The organism is Agrobacterium sp. GD03872 (assembly GCF_029840625.1).
Lineage (GTDB): Bacteria > Pseudomonadota > Alphaproteobacteria > Rhizobiales > Rhizobiaceae > Agrobacterium > Agrobacterium fabrum_A.
This window is the reverse complement of sequence record NZ_JAOCCY010000004.1, coordinates 104,587-122,038: the sequence shown is the minus strand read 5'-3', so window position 1 is coordinate 122,038 and position 17,452 is coordinate 104,587. Positions and strand designations below refer to the sequence as shown.

General features: G+C 59.8%; 16 protein-coding genes. 8 read left to right on the top strand and 8 right to left on the bottom strand.

All coding sequences use genetic code 11. From position 1 onward, the window contains the following. Window positions 1-109 precede the first annotated feature (109 nt). A complete protein-coding gene (locus N5D22_RS11605) occupies window positions 110-739 on the top strand; it encodes a MarC family protein (RefSeq protein WP_279655139.1) in 630 nt (209 codons plus the stop codon). Window positions 740-870: 131 nt separating this feature from the next. After that, window positions 871-2,019, top strand: a complete 1,149-nt coding sequence (locus N5D22_RS11600; RefSeq protein WP_279655138.1) for an HPP family protein — start codon at window positions 871-873, stop codon at window positions 2,017-2,019. A 77-nt stretch (window positions 2,020-2,096) separates the two neighbouring features. On the opposite strand, the gene N5D22_RS11595 is transcribed toward N5D22_RS11600, so the two are convergent. The 3 genes from N5D22_RS11595 to N5D22_RS11585 all read right to left on the bottom strand — a co-directional run bounded on the left by N5D22_RS11595 (window position 2,097) and on the right by N5D22_RS11585 (window position 3,350). Further along, on the bottom strand, window positions 2,097-2,387 hold the full coding sequence (locus N5D22_RS11595) for a type II toxin-antitoxin system RelE/ParE family toxin (RefSeq protein WP_279655137.1): 291 nt from the start codon (window positions 2,385-2,387) through the stop codon (window positions 2,097-2,099). Further along, window positions 2,380-2,646, bottom strand: a complete 267-nt coding sequence (locus tag N5D22_RS11590) for a type II toxin-antitoxin system ParD family antitoxin (RefSeq protein WP_279655136.1) — start codon at window positions 2,644-2,646, stop codon at window positions 2,380-2,382. Before N5D22_RS11590 ends, N5D22_RS11595 begins: the two co-directional genes overlap by 8 nt. A gap of 128 nt (window positions 2,647-2,774) precedes the next feature. After that, window positions 2,775-3,350, bottom strand: coding sequence for a single-stranded DNA-binding protein (locus N5D22_RS11585; protein ID WP_279655135.1), 576 nt, complete (start codon window positions 3,348-3,350; stop codon window positions 2,775-2,777). 264 nt (window positions 3,351-3,614) lie between these two features. Between N5D22_RS11585 and uvrA the strand changes: the two genes are divergently transcribed. Beyond that, complete coding sequence (uvrA, locus tag N5D22_RS11580; protein WP_279655134.1) at window positions 3,615-6,536, top strand: excinuclease ABC subunit UvrA; 2,922 nt, start codon at window positions 3,615-3,617, stop codon at window positions 6,534-6,536. A gap of 158 nt (window positions 6,537-6,694) precedes the next feature. Then, window positions 6,695-7,495 carry a DUF72 domain-containing protein gene (locus N5D22_RS11575; protein ID WP_279655133.1) on the top strand — a complete coding sequence of 267 codons (801 nt, stop codon included), beginning with the start codon at window positions 6,695-6,697 and terminating at the stop codon, window positions 7,493-7,495. Window positions 7,496-7,562: 67 nt separating this feature from the next. Here the strand turns inward: N5D22_RS11575 and dusA are convergent, their stop codons facing one another. Further along, complete coding sequence (dusA, locus tag N5D22_RS11570) at window positions 7,563-8,573, bottom strand: tRNA dihydrouridine(20/20a) synthase DusA (RefSeq protein ID WP_279655132.1); 1,011 nt, start codon at window positions 8,571-8,573, stop codon at window positions 7,563-7,565. Window positions 8,574-8,711: 138 nt separating this feature from the next. On the opposite strand from dusA, the gene N5D22_RS11565 reads away from it, so the two are divergent. Then, on the top strand, window positions 8,712-9,401 hold the full coding sequence (locus N5D22_RS11565) for a fumarylacetoacetate hydrolase family protein (protein WP_279655131.1): 690 nt from the start codon (window positions 8,712-8,714) through the stop codon (window positions 9,399-9,401). Between the two features lie 35 nt (window positions 9,402-9,436). Further along, the gene (locus tag N5D22_RS11560; protein WP_279655130.1) at window positions 9,437-9,970 is read left to right on the top strand and encodes a gamma carbonic anhydrase family protein; all 534 of its coding nucleotides are present in this window, start codon (window positions 9,437-9,439) and stop codon (window positions 9,968-9,970) included. A gap of 38 nt (window positions 9,971-10,008) precedes the next feature. Here N5D22_RS11560 and zur read toward each other — a convergent pair whose 3' ends face one another. From zur to znuC, 3 genes are read right to left on the bottom strand one after another with little or no spacing between them, the layout of a single operon-like run. Then, on the bottom strand, window positions 10,009-10,422 hold the full coding sequence (gene zur, locus N5D22_RS11555; RefSeq protein ID WP_279655129.1) for a zinc uptake transcriptional repressor Zur: 414 nt from the start codon (window positions 10,420-10,422) through the stop codon (window positions 10,009-10,011). Beyond that, window positions 10,419-11,237 (bottom strand): zinc ABC transporter permease subunit ZnuB, encoded by an 819-nt coding sequence (gene znuB, locus N5D22_RS11550; protein ID WP_279655128.1) that lies wholly within the window; start codon window positions 11,235-11,237, stop codon window positions 10,419-10,421. The genes zur and znuB overlap by 4 nt, the downstream gene beginning before the upstream one ends. Then, window positions 11,230-12,177, bottom strand: a complete 948-nt coding sequence (znuC, locus tag N5D22_RS11545) for a zinc ABC transporter ATP-binding protein ZnuC (RefSeq protein WP_279655127.1) — start codon at window positions 12,175-12,177, stop codon at window positions 11,230-11,232. Before znuC ends, znuB begins: the two co-directional genes overlap by 8 nt. Window positions 12,178-12,281: 104 nt before the next feature. Between znuC and znuA the strand changes: the two genes are divergently transcribed. Further along, the gene (gene znuA, locus N5D22_RS11540; protein WP_279655126.1) at window positions 12,282-13,271 is read left to right on the top strand and encodes a zinc ABC transporter substrate-binding protein ZnuA; all 990 of its coding nucleotides are present in this window, start codon (window positions 12,282-12,284) and stop codon (window positions 13,269-13,271) included. A gap of 135 nt (window positions 13,272-13,406) precedes the next feature. On the opposite strand, the gene N5D22_RS11535 is transcribed toward znuA, so the two are convergent. Then, a complete protein-coding gene (locus tag N5D22_RS11535) occupies window positions 13,407-14,459 on the bottom strand; it encodes a LacI family transcriptional regulator (RefSeq protein WP_279655125.1) in 1,053 nt (350 codons plus the stop codon). A 489-nt stretch (window positions 14,460-14,948) separates the two neighbouring features. On the opposite strand from N5D22_RS11535, the gene N5D22_RS11530 reads away from it, so the two are divergent. After that, window positions 14,949-17,414, top strand: a complete 2,466-nt coding sequence (locus N5D22_RS11530; RefSeq protein WP_279655124.1) for a glycoside hydrolase family 2 protein — start codon at window positions 14,949-14,951, stop codon at window positions 17,412-17,414. The last annotated feature ends 38 nt before the right edge of the window (window positions 17,415-17,452 follow it).

The window sequence follows — 17,452 nt, the reverse complement described above, 5'->3', positions numbered from 1 at the left end:
ACGAACGGCGCTTTTCGCGATTTAGCCCGGTAAAAGCGTCCCCGCTCCCTTTTAAAGTGCCGGCGAGTTGCGTAGGCTCCGCCCTAAAAACAGATGAGACGGGGAAAGAATGGCCAGCAGCGAAACCCTCATCAACGCGCTTACCACACTTCTGGTCACGCTCGATCCGCCGGGCCTCGCCCCCGTCTTCCTGGCGCTGACCGCCGGCATGAACCGCGACCAGCGCAGCCAGGTGGCGTTGCGCGGTTCGATCATCGCCTTCGGCATTCTTGCCGTCTTCGCGCTTTTCGGCCTTGCCATCCTCAACCTTCTCGGCATTTCACTCGGCGCTTTCCGCATCGCCGGCGGCCTTCTGCTGTTCTGGATTTCCTTCGAGATGATTTTCGAAAAACGCCAGGAGCGCAAGGAAAAGACCTCCGAAATCGCCATTACCAAGGACCACCTCCATAATCTGGCGGTCTTTCCGCTGGCCCTGCCGCTGATCGCCGGGCCGGGCGCAATTTCCGCCACCGTGCTTCTCGCTGGATCGATGAAGACCACCGTCGAGATGGTGGTGCTCATCCTGATCCTCGCTTTCGCCATGGCCCTCGTTTATGCCGCGCTGATCGTCTCGGAGCGGATGGACCGTTTTCTCGGCAATACCGGTCGCGCCATCCTGACCCGGCTTCTCGGCGTGCTGCTTGCGGCCCTTTCCGTGCAATTCGTCGTCGACGGAATAAAATCGGCCTTCAACTTCTGAATCGCTGGTCTCGTCGAGACCAGCGCAATAAACTCCTGCCGACCTTTGAAATGCCGGAAAATCCTCCCTTTCAATCCGACCGCGCCTTCAGCTAAAAGACGCATGTTTTTCCGGATTCGAAAGTCATCTCCATGCGTTCCACGCTGCGCCGCTTCATCCCGGATGCCGCACCCGTCAGCAACAGGGAAAGGCTGCGCTCCGCAACCGGCGCCTTTGTCGGCATTCTACTGACCGGCCTCCTGGGAAGTCTCGCTCTGCGTTTCGATCCCACCCTGCCCGCCATGATCGCGCCGATGGGCGCGTCGGCCGTGCTTTTGTTTGCCGTACCCTCCAGCCCGCTGGCGCAGCCCTGGTCGATCCTCTGCGGCAATCTTGTTTCCGCCTTTGTGGGCGTGACAGTGGCGCTTCTGGTTCCGGATCCATTCTTTGCCAGTGCGCTCGCCATCAGCCTCGCCATTGCCGCGATGATGGCGCTGCGCTGCCTGCACCCGCCAAGCGGTGCTGTCGCACTGACCGCCGTTCTCGGCGGCCCTGCCGTGCACAGCCTAGGTTATGGCTTTCTGCTGTGGCCGGTCGCCGGAAATTCGCTGATCCTTCTTGCCCTGGCCCTCGCCTATAACAACGCCACCGGCCGCGCCTACCCACACGGCCTGAAGCTCGGCAAGGCCGCCCATGGCACCACGGACCCGACGCCCATCCAGAAAATCGGCTTTTCCTCCACCGATCTCGACGAGGTGTTGAGGGAATATGACGAGTTCATCGATATCGACCGTGATGCGCTGGAAACCATCCTGCGCAAGACTGAGCTGCGCTCCTACCGGCGTCGCGCTCTACATCTCGATTGCGAAAGCGTCATGTCGCGGGATGTGGTGGGCGTTGCCCCGGATGACAGCCTGCGCCATGCCCATGCGCTGATGCGCAGTCACCATTTCAAGGCATTGCCCGTCACCAATGACAGCGCCGAAATCGTCGGCATTGTCACCCAGACGGATTTTCTGGAAAAGGCGAGCTGGAGAAACGGCCGTCCCTCCATCGGTTTCCTGCAACGGCTGCGCCTCATCCTGTCAGCTGCAAGCGCGCCCAACGATACGGTGAAGGACATCATGACATCGCCGGTGAAAGCCGTGCGGCCGGAAACCCCGATAGAGGAAGCCATCATCCGCTTTGCCGAAGACGGGCTTCATTACCTGCCGGTGATCGACGCCAGGGGCAAGATGGTAGGCATCGTGTCGCAATCCGATGTCATGGTTGCGATGCTGGCGGACAAGGTCGCGGCATAAGCAGCAGCACTCAAGCCAATGAGCGGGAAGAACACACGCTGAAAAATTCCAAGGACGTCAACTGCTACTCGAAAGCGTCAAAGCTTTAGGTGGCGGATGCTTCGACCATGCACCACCGTGAGAATGAGGACGCCTGAACCGTCAATTTCATAAAGGATGATATGGCTTCCATGCTCATGTCGGCGCACACCTTCCCCAATCGCCGGGGCAAGACGTCCCATGCGCGGATTATCGCCAAGCAACTGGAAACAGCTTTCCATTTCATTCTTGTAAAAATGTGCCTGTCTCAATCCGAACTGTTCAACGCCATAGATAAAGATATCGAGAATTTCGCTTTCGGCCTGTTTAGTCAGCCGATAGCTATTCACGCACAACTCCACGTGCCGCCGCTATCCGTTCGGCTTCGGCAAACAGATCATCCATACTGCGGGAACCGATGCCGCTCGCACGGGAATCCGCGACGATCTGGCGAAGCTCATCAACGCTGAACTCCTGCCCCCGCCGCGCCCGGTCACGACGCACCAGATCCCGCACATAGTCGCTGACGCTGGCATATTCGCCTGTCAGGACCTGGGTCTCGATCCATTCTTTCATGGGATCTGGCAAGTAAACGGTCATGGTCGCCATGTGTTTGAATCTCCCGTCAGTCCTCCCAAGATACCAGAGAATAGGAAAAAATCACAAAAATTCTGACTTGTGATAGTTTCTTCGATATCAGCGTCAGAACGGTTGTGATAGTTTCTTCGATATCAGCGTCAGAACGGAATATCGTCGTCCATGTCGTTGGAGAAGCCGCCGGAAGGCTGGCTGCCGCCACGGGAAGAGCCGCCGCGCGACGAGGACTGCTGGTCGTAACCGCCGCCATAGCTGGAGCCGCCGCCGCTGCCATAATCATTGCCGCCGCCGAAATCGCCGCCGCTGCGGCCACCGCCCTCACCGCGACCATCGAGCATCGTCAGCGTGGAGTTGAAACCCTGCAAAACGATTTCGGTGGAGTAACGGTCGTTACCGGTCTGGTCCTGCCATTTGCGGGTCTGCAGCTGGCCTTCGATGTAGAGCTTGGCGCCCTTCTTGACATATTGCTCGACAACCTTGCACAGGCCTTCGTTGAAGACGACGACAGTGTGCCATTCGGTCTTTTCGCGGCGCTCGCCGCTGTTGCGGTCCCGCCAGGTCTCCGAGGTGGCGATACGCAGATTGGCGATGGGGCGGCCATCCTGCGTCCGGCGGATTTCGGGATCGGCGCCCACGTTCCCGATCAGAATTACCTTGTTTACGCTACCAGCCATCTCGTCATCCTGTCCGCCGGCCATCATGACCGGCAATTGCATTTCAAAAAATTCGCCACACAATAGCTGCCGCTGCCCGCAAAGGGCACCGCAAGCATGGAACTATCCACAAAGAATAATCTTAAGCTGCCGGAGCAGACATTCGCGCTTGCAATTCGTTCCTTTTTTGTTCTATTAAATCGCAGATTTCGAGTCAAGCATTCCGAAAAGCTGTGACCGATAGGGAATAGACCTCGACACATCCGGCTGCGTCACTACATAAGGACGCGCCGCCATCAAGCCTGTTATTTTTGTCCGAGCCTTGTCATGAGTGAACTGAAGACGATTTCCATCCGTGGCGCCCGTGAGCATAACCTCAAGGGCATCGATCTGGACCTGCCGCGCAACAAGCTGATCGTCATGACCGGCCTTTCCGGCTCGGGCAAGTCCTCGCTTGCCTTCGACACGATCTATGCCGAAGGCCAGCGCCGTTATGTCGAAAGCCTCTCGGCCTATGCGCGCCAGTTCCTGGAAATGATGCAAAAGCCGGATGTCGACCAGATCGACGGCCTGTCGCCGGCAATCTCCATCGAGCAGAAGACCACATCGCGCAATCCGCGCTCCACGGTCGGCACGGTCACCGAAATCTACGACTATATGCGCCTGCTGTTCGCGCGTGTAGGCGTCCCCTATTCGCCTGCGACCGGTCTGCCGATCGAGAGCCAGACGGTGAGCCAGATGGTCGACCGCATCCTCGCTTTCGAGGAAGGCACACGTCTTTATATTCTCGCGCCGATGGTGCGCGGCCGCAAAGGCGAATATAAAAAGGAACTCGCCGATCTCATGAAGAAGGGCTTCCAGCGCGTCAAGGTGGATGGCCAGTTCTACGAAATCGCCGACGTTCCGGCCCTCGACAAGAAATACAAGCACGATATCGACGTGGTGGTCGACCGTGCGGTGGTGCGCCCGGATATGGCCGCGCGCCTTGCCGACAGTCTCGAGACCTGCCTCAAGCTCGCCGACGGGCTGGCTGTCGCGGAATTCGCCGACAAGCCCCTGCCGCCGGAAGAGACCGCCGCCGGCGGCTCCGCCAACAAGTCGCTTAACGAAACCCATGAGCGTGTGCTGTTTTCGGAAAAATTCGCCTGCCCCGTCTCCGGCTTCACCATTCCGGAAATCGAACCGCGGCTGTTCTCCTTCAACAATCCTTTCGGCGCCTGCCCGAGTTGCGATGGCCTCGGCTCGCAGCAGAAGGTGGATGAAAACCTGATTGTGCCGGAGCCGGCCCGCACGCTGCGCGACGGCGCGATTGCGCCCTGGGCAAAATCCTCCTCGCCCTATTACAACCAGACGCTGGAAGCGCTGGGCAAGGCCTTCGGTTTCAAGCTGTCGAGCAAATGGTCCGATCTCTCCAAGGACGCACAGCACGCCATCCTGCAGGGCACGGATGACAAGATCGAATTCAACTATCAGGACGGCGCGCGCTCCTACAAGACGGTGAAGAATTTCGAAGGCATCGTGCCCAATCTGGAACGTCGCTGGAAAGAGACCGATAGCGCCTGGGCGCGTGAGGAAATCGAACGCTACATGTCGGCGGCCCCCTGCCCGGCCTGCGCCGGTTATCGCCTGAAGCCGGAAGCGCTCGCCGTCAAAATCAACAGGCTGCATATCGGTGAAGTCACCGAAATGTCGATCCGCACCGCGCGCGACTGGTTCGAGGTGCTGCCGGAAAACCTCAACGCCAAGCAGAATGAGATCGCAGTCCGTATCCTCAAGGAAATCCGCGAACGCCTGCGTTTTCTCAACGATGTCGGGCTGGATTATCTCAGCCTGTCGCGCAATTCCGGCACGCTTTCGGGCGGTGAAAGCCAACGCATCCGGCTGGCCTCGCAGATCGGCTCGGGCCTCACAGGCGTTCTCTATGTTCTCGACGAGCCCTCCATCGGCCTGCACCAGCGCGACAATGCCCGCCTGCTCGATACGCTGAAACACCTGCGCGATATCGGCAATACGGTCATCGTGGTCGAACATGACGAGGACGCCATTCTGACGGCGGATTATGTCGTCGATATCGGCCCGGCCGCCGGCATTCATGGCGGTCAGGTGATCGCCGAGGGATCACCGCAGGAGGTGATAGCCAATCCGAAATCGCTGACCGGCAAATATCTCTCCGGCGAACTCGGCGTCGCCGTGCCGGCGGAGCGCCGCAAGCCCAAGAAGGGCCGCGAGATCAAGGTTTTTGGCGCACGCGGCAACAATCTGAAGAATGTCACGGCCGCCGTGCCGCTCGGCGTCTTCACCGCGGTGACCGGCGTATCGGGCGGCGGCAAGTCCACCTTCCTGATCGAGACGCTGTATAAATCGGCGGCGCGCCGGGTGATGGGCGCGCGGGAAATCCCGGCCGAACACGACCGTATCGACGGTTTCGAATTCATCGACAAGGTCATCGATATCGACCAGTCGCCGATTGGCCGCACGCCGCGCTCCAACCCCGCCACCTATACCGGCGCCTTCACGCCGATCCGCGACTGGTTCGCCGGCCTGCCGGAAGCCAAGGCGCGCGGTTATGCGCCGGGCCGTTTCTCCTTCAACGTCAAGGGCGGCCGCTGCGAGGCCTGCCAGGGCGACGGCGTCATCAAGATCGAGATGCACTTCCTGCCTGACGTTTACGTCACCTGCGATGTCTGCCACGGCAAGCGTTATAATCGCGAGACGCTTGATGTCACCTTCAAGGGCAAGTCCATCGCGGACGTGCTGGATATGACGGTGGAGGAAGGCGTGGAATTCTTCGCCGCCGTGCCGGCCGTGCGTGACAAGCTGCAATCGCTCTTCGATGTCGGCCTCGGTTACATCAAGGTCGGCCAGCAGGCCAATACGCTCTCCGGCGGCGAGGCGCAGCGCGTCAAGCTCGCCAAGGAACTGTCGAAACGCTCGACGGGCCGCACGCTCTATATTCTCGACGAGCCGACCACCGGCCTGCATTTCCATGACGTCAACAAGCTGCTGGAAATGCTGCAGGCGCTGGTCGATCAAGGCAATTCCGTCGTGGTGATCGAACATAATCTCGAAGTCATCAAGACGGCGGACTGGATCATCGATATCGGGCCTGAAGGCGGCACGGGCGGCGGCGAAGTGGTGGCGACTGGCACGCCGGAAGACATCGTCAAGGTGGAACGCTCTTATACCGGGCACTTCCTCAAGGAACTTCTGGACCGTCGTCCGGCAGGCAAGCGGGAAGCTGCGGAGTAATCGCCGGGGATTGCCGCAAGGGTCCCCGCGCCTCCTCCGTCATCCTCGCCCTTGCGGCGGGGATCCATGATCAGAAACACATCGACCGTCGCTGCAGGCTAGAGAATGACGATAGCGCAGCGCGTCGGAAAACAGCGCAGAATTGGGAGGAACAGCATATGTCGACATCAGGCACGATCCGCACCGGTATCGGCGGCTGGACCTTCGAGCCCTGGGAAGGCACGTTTTATCCGGAAAAACTGCCGAAGAAACGCCAGCTCGAACATGCCAGCCGGCAATTGACGGCCATCGAGGTGAACGGCACCTATTACAGCAGCCAGAAGCCGGAGACTTTCGCCAAATGGGCCTCCGAAGTGCCCGATGATTTCATTTTTTCGCTGAAGGCGAGCCGTTTCGTCACCAACCGCAGGGTTATGGCCGAGGCCGGTGAATCCATGACGAAGTTCCTGACTCAGGGGCTGACGGAACTTGGGGCGCATCTAGGCCCGATCCTGTGGCAATTCGCGCCGACCAAAAAATTCGACGCGGAGGATTTCGGCGCGTTTCTGGCACTGCTGCCGGAAAAACAGGATGGCATCCGTCTTCGTCATGTGGTCGAGGTACGCAACGAGACATTCCAGGTGCCGGAATTCATCGATCTTCTTGCCAGACACAAGGTCGCGGTCGTCTGCGCCGACCATCACGATTATCCGATGCTGCCGGATGTGACCGCCGATTTCGTCTATTGCCGTCTGCAAAAAGGCGAGGACGATATCAAGACCTGCTATCCGGAGGCGGAGATCGGCCACTGGGCCAAACGGGTGAAGACCTATGCGACGGGCGGCATGCCCGACGATCTGCCGCTGATCGCGCCAGACCGCAAGGTCGAGAAAACCCCGCGCGACGTCTTCGCCTTCTTCATCACCGGCGGCAAGGTCAATGCGCCTGTCGGTGCACAGGAGTTGCAGAAAGCACTCTGAGGCAGATAAGGCTGGGCAAGCCCGCGTCGGCTTCCTCCTGGAACACCGGGAAGACCCTTTTCGGCCCTCAGCCCGCCAGTTCCTTCGTCGGGTTGAAATCGATGGCAGCGAAAGCCGCCTCGATCACTTCCGGCCCCGCACCCGGGCGGGTCGCATCGCTGGATAATATCTGGCGGAAACGGCGTGCGCCGGGCATGCCCTGAAACAGGCCGACCATGTGGCGGGTGACGTGATTAAGACGTCCACCGGCCGCAATATAATCGGCGGCATAGGCCATCATGACATCGCGCAGCGCCAACCAGTCCGGCTGGCGGGCCTTCTCGCCATAGATGCGATGATCGACATCGGCGAGGATGGAGGTGTTGTGATAGGCGGCCCGGCCGAGCATCACGCCATCCATATGCTGCAGATGGCCACATGCCTGATCGAGATCGGCGATACCGCCATTGATACCGACGAAGACTGCAGGGTTTTCCCGCTTCATGCGATAAACGAGCTCATAATCGAGCGGCGGCACTTCACGATTTTCTTTCGGTGAGAGCCCCTGCAGCCAGGCCTTTCGCGCATGGATCCAGACAGCATCCGCACCGGCAGCAACAACGCGCCTCAGAAAATCCGGCAGCACCGCTTCCGGCTCCTGATCGTCCACCCCGATGCGGCATTTGACCGTAACAGGCACGGCCGCGACCGCTTTCATCGCCGATACGCATTGCGCCACGACGTCGGGTTCTCGCATCAGACAGGCGCCGAAGGTGCCGGATTGTACCCGGTCGGAAGGGCAGCCGACATTGAGATTGATCTCGTCATATCCGTAGTCACCGGCAATCCTCACCGCCTCGGCAAGCTTTACCGGATCAGACCCGCCAAGCTGCAATGCGACGGGGTGCTCCTGCGGATGGTAACCAAGCAATCTCTCGCGCTGGCCATGGATGATGGCGTCGGCAACGATCATTTCGGTAAACAGCAGCGCGCGCTTCGACAATTGCCGATGCAGAAACCTGCACCTCGTGTCGGTCCAGTCGATCATGGGGGCCACGGCGAAGATTTTTTCGCCGTTCGCAAGCGCTTGTCTGTACATGGATTAACCTCTTTGCGCCGGCTTCTACAGCATAGGGCGGCAAAAAGCCAGTTTTGCACTCGGCAGCATTTTCACTGGAAATCGCCCCGGAATCGCGGGACAAGAAATGCAGCTCAAAAAAGACAACAGGAAATCGCCATGGCCGCCACCGTCATCCCCGCCCCCAAGCCTGTTCTGTTGCCCGTGGAGGGCACGGATGACCTGTTCCCCGTGCGGCGGGTCTATTGCGTTGGCCGCAACTACGCCGATCACGCCATCGAGATGGGGCACGATCCCTCACGCGAACCGCCCTTTTATTTCCAGAAGAACCCGGACAATCTGCTGCCCGCAGGCAATGATTTCCCTTACCCGCCACTATCCTCGAACGTGCATTACGAAGTCGAATGTGTCGTGGTGCTGAAGAGCGGCGGCGCGGATATTCCCGCCGCTGAGGCGCTGAACCATGTCTGGGGTTACGCCGTCGGCATCGACATGACGCGCCGCGACCTGCAGGACGGGTTGAAGAAGATGGGGCGCTCCTGGGAGGGCGCCAAGGCGTTTGAACATTCCGCGCCGATCTCCGCCATCGTTTCCGCGGATAAGATCGGCCACCCTGCAACGGGCGCGATCTGGCTCGACGTCAATGGCGAGCGCAAGCAGGCCGGCGATCTCGCGCAGATGATCTGGAAGGTGCCGGAGGTCATTGCAGAGCTTTCCAAACTCTTCACGCTTGCCGCTGGCGACGTGATCATGACCGGCACGCCGGCGGGCGTCGGCCCCATCGTCCGCGGCGACACGATCAATTGCGGCGTCGAGGGTGTCGGCGCGCTCGAGGTCAAAGTCGGCTGATTGCCGGGCCGCATATACAAAGGGAGAACACCGCCATGCCGCTTTATCGCCTCGCAGACAGGGTGCCGAAAACCCCTGCCCCGGATCGTTACTGGGTCGCGCCCGATGCCAATGTCATCGGTTCGGTGATACTCGGCGAGGATGTCGGCATCTGGTTCGGCGCAACGCTGCGTGGCGATAACGAACCGATCCGCGTCGGCCGCGGCACCAATATCCAGGAAGGTGCGATGGTGCATAGCGATCCCGGCTTTGCCGCCACCATCGGTGAAATGTGCACCATCGGCCACCATGCCATCGTGCATGGCTGCACGATCGGCGACAATTCGCTGATCGGCATGGGCGCGACGGTCCTGAACGGCGCGAAGATCGGCCGCAACTGCCTTGTCGGCGCCAATGCGCTGGTGACGGAGGGCAAGGAGTTCCCGGACAATTCGCTGATCGTCGGCTCGCCGGCGCGCGCCATCCGCACGCTGGATGAAAAATCCGCGGCGGGCCTTCGCCGCTCGGCCGAACATTACATCGAGAACTGGAAGCGCTTTTCGAAGGATCTGGCGGTCATCGAGAAATGACGCATGGCGGGCAACAGTGCCACCCGCTTTGAACGACCTCAGGCCGCGCAGGCGGCGCAGAGACCACGGATTTCAATCGTGGTCTTTTCCGCCTTGAACTTGCTGTCCTTCACCCAGCGCTCAAGGCGGTGGTCGATTTCGTGATCGTGAAACTCCGTCACCTGCCCGCAGGATTCGCAGATGGCGAAAGCCACGGTTCCATGGTGATGCGCGCAGCAATCAGCCTCGGTATGGGTGCAGGCAACGAAAGCATTGAGGCTTTCCAGCCGGTGCACGAGACCAAACTCCACCAACTTTTCCAGCGCCCGATAGACCTGCAGCGGTGCACGAAAGCCCTCGTCTCGCAGCTTGTCGAGGATCATGTAGGCGCTGAGCGGCTGATGCGCATTTGAAAGGGCATTCATGACCAGCGACTGGTTCTTGGTGAGGTTCTGCTGGGTCTGCGCATTCATGACTTGCCTCCTTCATCCGCGGCGCGGGAAAAACCCGGCGCCGGCAACAGGCTTATAACGAACAGGATCACCGCGGCAACCACGATGGAAGGGCCGGACGGCGTATCGTAGGTCAGCGAACCGAACAGCCCGCCGACAACGGCAACCGCGCCGATCAGCGAAGCGACCACCGCCATCACCTCCGGCGTGGTGGAAAACCGCCTGGCGGTCGCGGCGGGTATGATAAGCAGCGAGGTGATGAGCATGATGCCGACCACCTTCATGGCAATGGCGATCACCAGCGCCATCAACAGCGTGAAGATGAGCTTTGCCCGCTCCGGCTTCATCCCCTCGGCTTCCGCCAGTTCGGTATTGACGGTGGAAGCCAGAAGCGACCGCCACAGGAAAACCATGGAGACGATGACGACCAGTCCACCGCCCCAGATCAGCGCAATATCGCTGCGGGTCACGGCAAGAATATCGCCGAACAGGAACGAGACGAGATCGATACGCACCCAGCTCATGAAGGCGACGATGACAAGGCCGATTGCCAGCGCCGAATGGGACAGGATGCCGAGCACCGCATCGGCGGAAAGGGCCTGCCGGCGCTGCAGGAAAATCAACAGGAGAGAGACGGCCGAAGCCACCAGAAAGACGCTGACGATGAGGTTGAGCTGTAACAGCAGCGAAAGCGCCACGCCGAGCAGCGCCGAATGCGCCATCGTATCCCCGAAATAGGCCATGCGCCGCCAGACGACGAAACAGCCGAGGGGGCCGGCGGTGAGAGCGACGCCGATGCCGGCGACCATGGCGCGGACGAAGAAATCGTCAAACATGGCCTTCCCCCTGCCGCTGGCTGGATGAGGCATGGCCCTCGTGCCCGTGCCCGTGCCCGTGCCCATGCCCGTGGCCGCAACCGCATTCCCCATGATCGTCACGATGGTGTTCGTGACCATGATGCCCATGCGAATGATGGTGCCCGTCATCGGGATGGCAATGATCCGTCACCGAGCCATCCGCATGCTGCACACGGCCGTCGGGCAGATGGGTGTGATCGTGATGGTGGCTGTAGACCGCAAGCGCCTTGGCCGCCGCGCCGCCGAACAGCCGCATATATTCCGGACTCTGGCTTACCGCCTGCGGCGTTCCCCGGCAGCAGACATGCCCGTTCAGGCATATGACGGTATCGGTTTCCGCCATCACCACATGCAGGTCATGCGAGATTAACAAAATTCCGCAATCGTTTGAATTTCTGATATTTTTTATCAGATCGTAGAGCGCGATCTCGCCAGAGAAATCGACGCCCTGCACAGGCTCGTCGAGAACCAGCAGATCTGGTTTGCGGGCGATGGCGCGGGCCAGAAGCGCCCGCTGGAACTCACCGCCGGAAAGATGCTGCACTTCCGCATTGGCGAGATGGGCGATGCCGGTCGCATTCAGCGCCGCGTCGATTTCACGGACGGCAAGCGGCCCGGTCAGCGTCATCAGCCGGCGAACCGAAAGCGGCATGGTCCAGTCCACCGACAGTTTCTGCGGCACATAACCGACCTTCAGCCCGGCCTTGCGCGAGACTTTGCCCTCGCTCGGCTTCGCCACGCCGATCGCCATTTTTGCGCTGGTGGACTTGCCGGAACCGTTCGGGCCGATGAGCGTGACGATCTCACCCCTGCTGACGGAAAACTCCACACCGCGCACCAGCCAGCGGCCGTTGCGCTCAACGCCGGCATTGGCGAGGGAAACCAGTATCTCTTTGCCCCGTTGGGCGGAATGAAGCATGGGATTGTCCGTTCGGCGATGTTGCCTACCGCTATTGCATACGTTATAGGGTTACGCAATAAATGTAATAACATAACTATACCTGTTCAAGTGGAGTGCATTTCATGAAATCGATCCTGATCCCGCTCATGGCGTCAGTGGCAATCGCGGCGGCCGCTTCCGGCGCCACCGCCGCCCCCAATGTCGTGGTGTCGATCAAACCCGTGCATTCCCTCGTCGCGGCCATCATGCAGGGCGTGGGCGAACCGGAGCTCATCGTTGACGGCGCAGCTTCGCCGCATACCTATAATCTTCGGCCTTCCAATGCGCGCAAGCTGGAAAAGGCGGATGTGGTGTTCTGGGTGGGGCCGGGGCTGGAGGCGTTTCTGGAAAAGCCGCTGGAGGCGCTCGCCAGCAAGGCGACGGTGGTAGAGCTGGAAGATGCCGAGGGCCTCGAAAAACTGCCTTTTCGCGAAGGCGGCCCGTTTGAGGCGCATGACGATGGCGAAGAAAGCAGTGGGGCGCATGACGGCCACGCCGAACAAGAAGGCGCGCAGGATCATGGGCATGACCACGCCCAGGATGATGACCGCGACCACGGCGCCTATGACACCCACCCCTGGCTGGACGCGGCCAATGCCAAGGCCATTGTCCAGACGATAGAAACCGCGCTGATCGCAGCCGATGCCGGCAATGCCGCAACCTATCAGGCCAATACCAAGAAGCTGCTCGCCGATCTCGATGCGCTCGACGCCGAACTGGCGGAAACGGTGAAGCCCGTCAAGGACAAGCCCTTTATCGTTTTTCATGATGCCTACCAGTATTTCGAACGCCGTTACGGCGTGAATGCGGTGGGATCAATCACTGTCAGCCCCGAAACCCTGCCGGGCGCGGATCGTGTCAAGCAGATGCAGGAAAAGGTCCGCCAACTCGGTGCAACCTGTGTCTTCGCCGAACCGCAATTCGAGCCGAAACTGGTCTCGGTCATCACCGAAGGCACGGCGGCGAAGTCCGCGACGCTGGATCCGGAGGCGGCCACGCTGGAGCCCGGCCCCGAACTCTATTTCAAGCTGATGCGGGGCATCGCCGGTTCGCTCAGGGACTGCCTGTCCTGACGATGCAGATGCATTGCCGAATCTCCGTCTTTCCTGCCTTGAGCCAGCCCAGGTTTTGGGCGGAAAAACGGAAACGCAAGGGTTGGCAGGCAGTTACATCGGCCAAAGCCGCACATCGCCTGACCTGTGAGCGGTCTACGGCTTCGGCGTCATCGAAGACCAGACCGGCCCGCTGACGCTCTGCAGGGTTTCCGGGGGCTCGCCATTGATGCGCGCCAGCAGGGCCCTGGCAAGCTCCCTGCCCGCCAGCTTGATGTCCTCGTTGACGGTATGGATCTGCGGTTTGATCCAGTTCAGGAATTCGGCCGACTGCTTCGAGACGATGTCGATATCCTCACCGATCCGCACGCCCGCGGCTTCAAGGCCCGCCACCAGGGCAATGGTGCTGCTGCCGCTGATCGAGACGATACCATCCGGCCGGTCATCCGACTGCATCAGCCTCTGGCCAAAATCGCGGATTTTCTCGAGCGGCGTCTCGATGGTGATGATATCGATCGGGAATTCGGTCAGCCCGAAATCCCTGATCCCGCGATTGAAGCCCTTGCGGGCATGATCGTGGAATGAAAACCGCGATGGCGGCACGATGACGGCGATCCTCTTGCGTCCGCATTGGGCCAGCCGCTCGACCGCCTCATAGGCATAGGCCTCGTTGTCGAAATCATGAAAGGCATGCTCGATGCCCATGTCCGAACGCCCGTGGGTGACGAAGGGCATGTTGCGCTCGGTCATGAAACGCACACGCGGATCGTTCGGCTCGATCTTCGAAATAATCACCCCATCCGCCGAGCCGGTCTCCAGAATATAACGGATCGGCACCATGGAATCCTTGGCGTGGATATGGGGCGTGACGACGAGGTGATATTGGGTCGTGGAGAGAACCTCGGTGATGCCGAACACCATCTGGCTGGTGAAACCCATCAGCTCTTCGTCGACGCTCAGCACCAGCGCGATGACATTGGTCTTGCCGGTGCGGAGGCGCACACCGGCGCGGTTCGGCTGGTAACCGATCTGCCGGGCGATCAGCCGCACACGCTCCTTGGTTTCGGCGCCGATATCGGGCGCATCCTTCAGCGCGCGCGAGACTGTGGTGATGCCAAGGCCCGTCATATAAGCGATGGTCTTCAGGGTTGGGCGCTCGCCCGTCGTCGCAGGTATGTCGCCCCCGCCGGATTTGCCAGTATCGTTCATGTCATTTCGCCACGCTTTACCGAACGATAATCATAGATAGCTTTTGCGCTGTTGCAAAGGCAAAGGTCTGCGGTCAAAAGCCAACCGTTTCAAAGTCTGCGCCAATTCAACTGCAACGATATCGGTCCCGAAAACATTTCTCATCCGCTGCGCCTGTTCGCCGGCATGTAAAGCCTGACCATCGATGAATGAAAATCTTTATTTTTAAATTTAGAAAACATGGATAAGATTATAATATGTATAGATAAAATACAAATTCATCGGAATGTCTTCATTCACCCGCCGCGAGGTACAGGCTTCCGGTATTTTTCATGCCGCTCATTACCACTCAAAGGAATGACGGCGCGATTGTTTTACGGTAACGTTGCCGGACGGAGGAAATCGCAAAGCCGGACAAGCGTGTGACAGCCGCTTTGCGGGCATCCATTCCCCCAGATTCTGACACAAGCCTGCACCATAATGCCGGCTCATCTTCTTCGAATTCATATTATGCAGGGTCCGATCATGATTTCTTCCTCCACGCCCGAAACCGTCATCGATCTGGCCGGGCTCTGGCGCCTGGCCTCAGTGGAAGGAGATCATGCAACCCAGCTTTCCGTACCGGGCGATATTCACACCGCGCTCAAAAATGCGGGCATCATTGCCGATCCCTATCACGGCGCCAATGAAAAGGCGGTGCAATGGGTCGCGCAGCAGGACTGGATCCTCGAGCGAACCTTCATCCTCGATGAGGCGGATGCCGGCTGGTATCTCGATATCGATTACCTCGACACCGTCGCCATCGTCTTCGTCAATGATGTCCCGGTTCTCACCGCAGACAATTGTTTCCGCCGTTACCGCCCTGACGTGTCGCGCGCGGTGCGGCCTGGTGAAAACACCATCCGCATCCATTTCCATTCCAATATCGCCGCCGGCGCGGAACGGCAGGCGCGGCAGCCTTTTTATATTCCCTATCACCCCGGCAATTCGCCGATCGCCAATGGCAACATGCTGCGCAAGCCGCAATGCCATTTCGGCTGGGACTGGAACATCGCCATCGCGCCGCTCGGCCTTTACGGCAAGATCCTGCTGAAGCGGCTCGATACGGCCCGTATCGAGCACGTCGTCACCTCGCAGCACCATGTCGAAGGCGGCGTCGAGCTGCATGTGGCCGTCACGCTGTTTGCCGGGGGACCGGCGAGCCTGCCGGTCTATCTGTCCCTCAACGATGACAGGCTGCGGCTGGATTGCGGCGTCGGCGGCGGTGAAACGGTGGTGCGCCACGTCTTCTTCGTGGAAAATCCGGAACTCTGGTGGCCGGCCGGCAGTGGTGAACAGACGCTCTACAGGCTGACGGTGGAATTGCCCGATGAGAGCGTCACCCGCCAGATCGGCTTCAGGACCATCGAGCTTCTGACGGACAAGGACGACGCGGGCAGCCGCTTCGCCTTCCGCATCAATGGCCGGGAAATCTTCTGCCGCGGCGCCAACTGGATCCCGGCAGATGCGCTTTATTCGCTGACCAGCAGGGAAAAGACCGAGGACCTTCTATGTTCGGCTGTCGAGGCCAATATGAACATGATCCGCGTCTGGGGCGGCGGCTTTTATGAGGAAGACTGGTTCTACGATCTCTGCGACCGTCTCGGCCTGCTGGTCTGGCAGGATTTCATGTTCGCCTGCAATCTCTATCCCTGCAGCGAGGACTTCCTCGACAATGTCGAACACGAGGTCGACTATCAGGTGAAACGCCTGTCCTCGCATCCCTCCATCGCGCTCTGGTGCGGCGATAACGAGCTGGTGGGGGCGCTGACCTGGTTCGATGAATCCCGCAACAATCGCGACCGTTATCTCGTGGCTTATGACCGCCTGAACCGCACCGTTGAACGGACCTTAAAAAAAGCCGCTCCCGAAGCGCTCTGGTGGCCATCAAGCCCCGCCTCCGGTTATCTCGATTATGGCGACGCCTGGCACGCGGATGGTTCCGGTGACATGCATTACTGGTCCGTCTGGCACGAGAACAAGTCGTTCGACAATTACCGTTCGGTGAAACCGCGCTTCTGCTCCGAATTCGGTTTCCAGTCCTACACATCCATGCCCGTCATCCGCACCTATGCGGAAGAAAAGGACATGAACATCGCCTCCCCGGTCATTGAATTGCACCAGAAGAATGTCGGCGGCAACGAGCGGATCGCCGGCACCATGTTCCGCTATTTCCGCTTCCCGAAGGATTTCGAGAATTTCGTTTATCTCAGTCAGGTGCAGCAGGCGCTGGCGATCCGCACCGCCGTCAATTACTGGCGCTCGCTGAAACCCCATTGCATGGGCACGCTTTATTGGCAGCTCAACGACACCTGGCCGGTCGCCTCCTGGTCGAGCCTCGATTATGGCGGCGGCTGGAAAGCGCTGCATTATGCCGCCCGCCGCTTCTTCCAGCCCGTCGCGGTCTCGGCCATCCCTTCCGAAGATGGGCGCCGGGTGAGCTTCTCCATGGTCAACGACACGGCGGAAGATGTGGAGATCGACATGAACATCGTTGCTCTCACCATGGACGGCAACCGCGTGCCGCTGAAATCCGCCAACGGCACCTGCGCGACCGACAGGGCCGCAACATTGACCGATATCGACATGGACGGCTTGCCCGATGGCGCCATCCTCGCGTGGAACTTCATCGCATCGAATGGCATGACCGGCGAAGGCCATCATGTGCGCGATAGCTACAAGGCGCTGGAGCTTCAGCCGGCCGGCCTGACATTCGCCACGAGGGCCCTGAAAAACGGCCAGTTCGAAATCGATGTCACCGCCACGGGTCTCGCCCTCTTCGTCATGCTGGAGGCGGATCAGCCCGGACGTTATTCCGACAATCTCTTCGATCTTTCCGCCGGCGAGACACGCCGCATCATCTTCACCCCGAAGGCGGGCGGCCCCCAGCCGCATTTCCGCATCTTCGATCTTCATACCTGCCAATCTTCGCATTGAAACGATGCGGAGAAAGGCATAACCATCCCTCTCGGGAA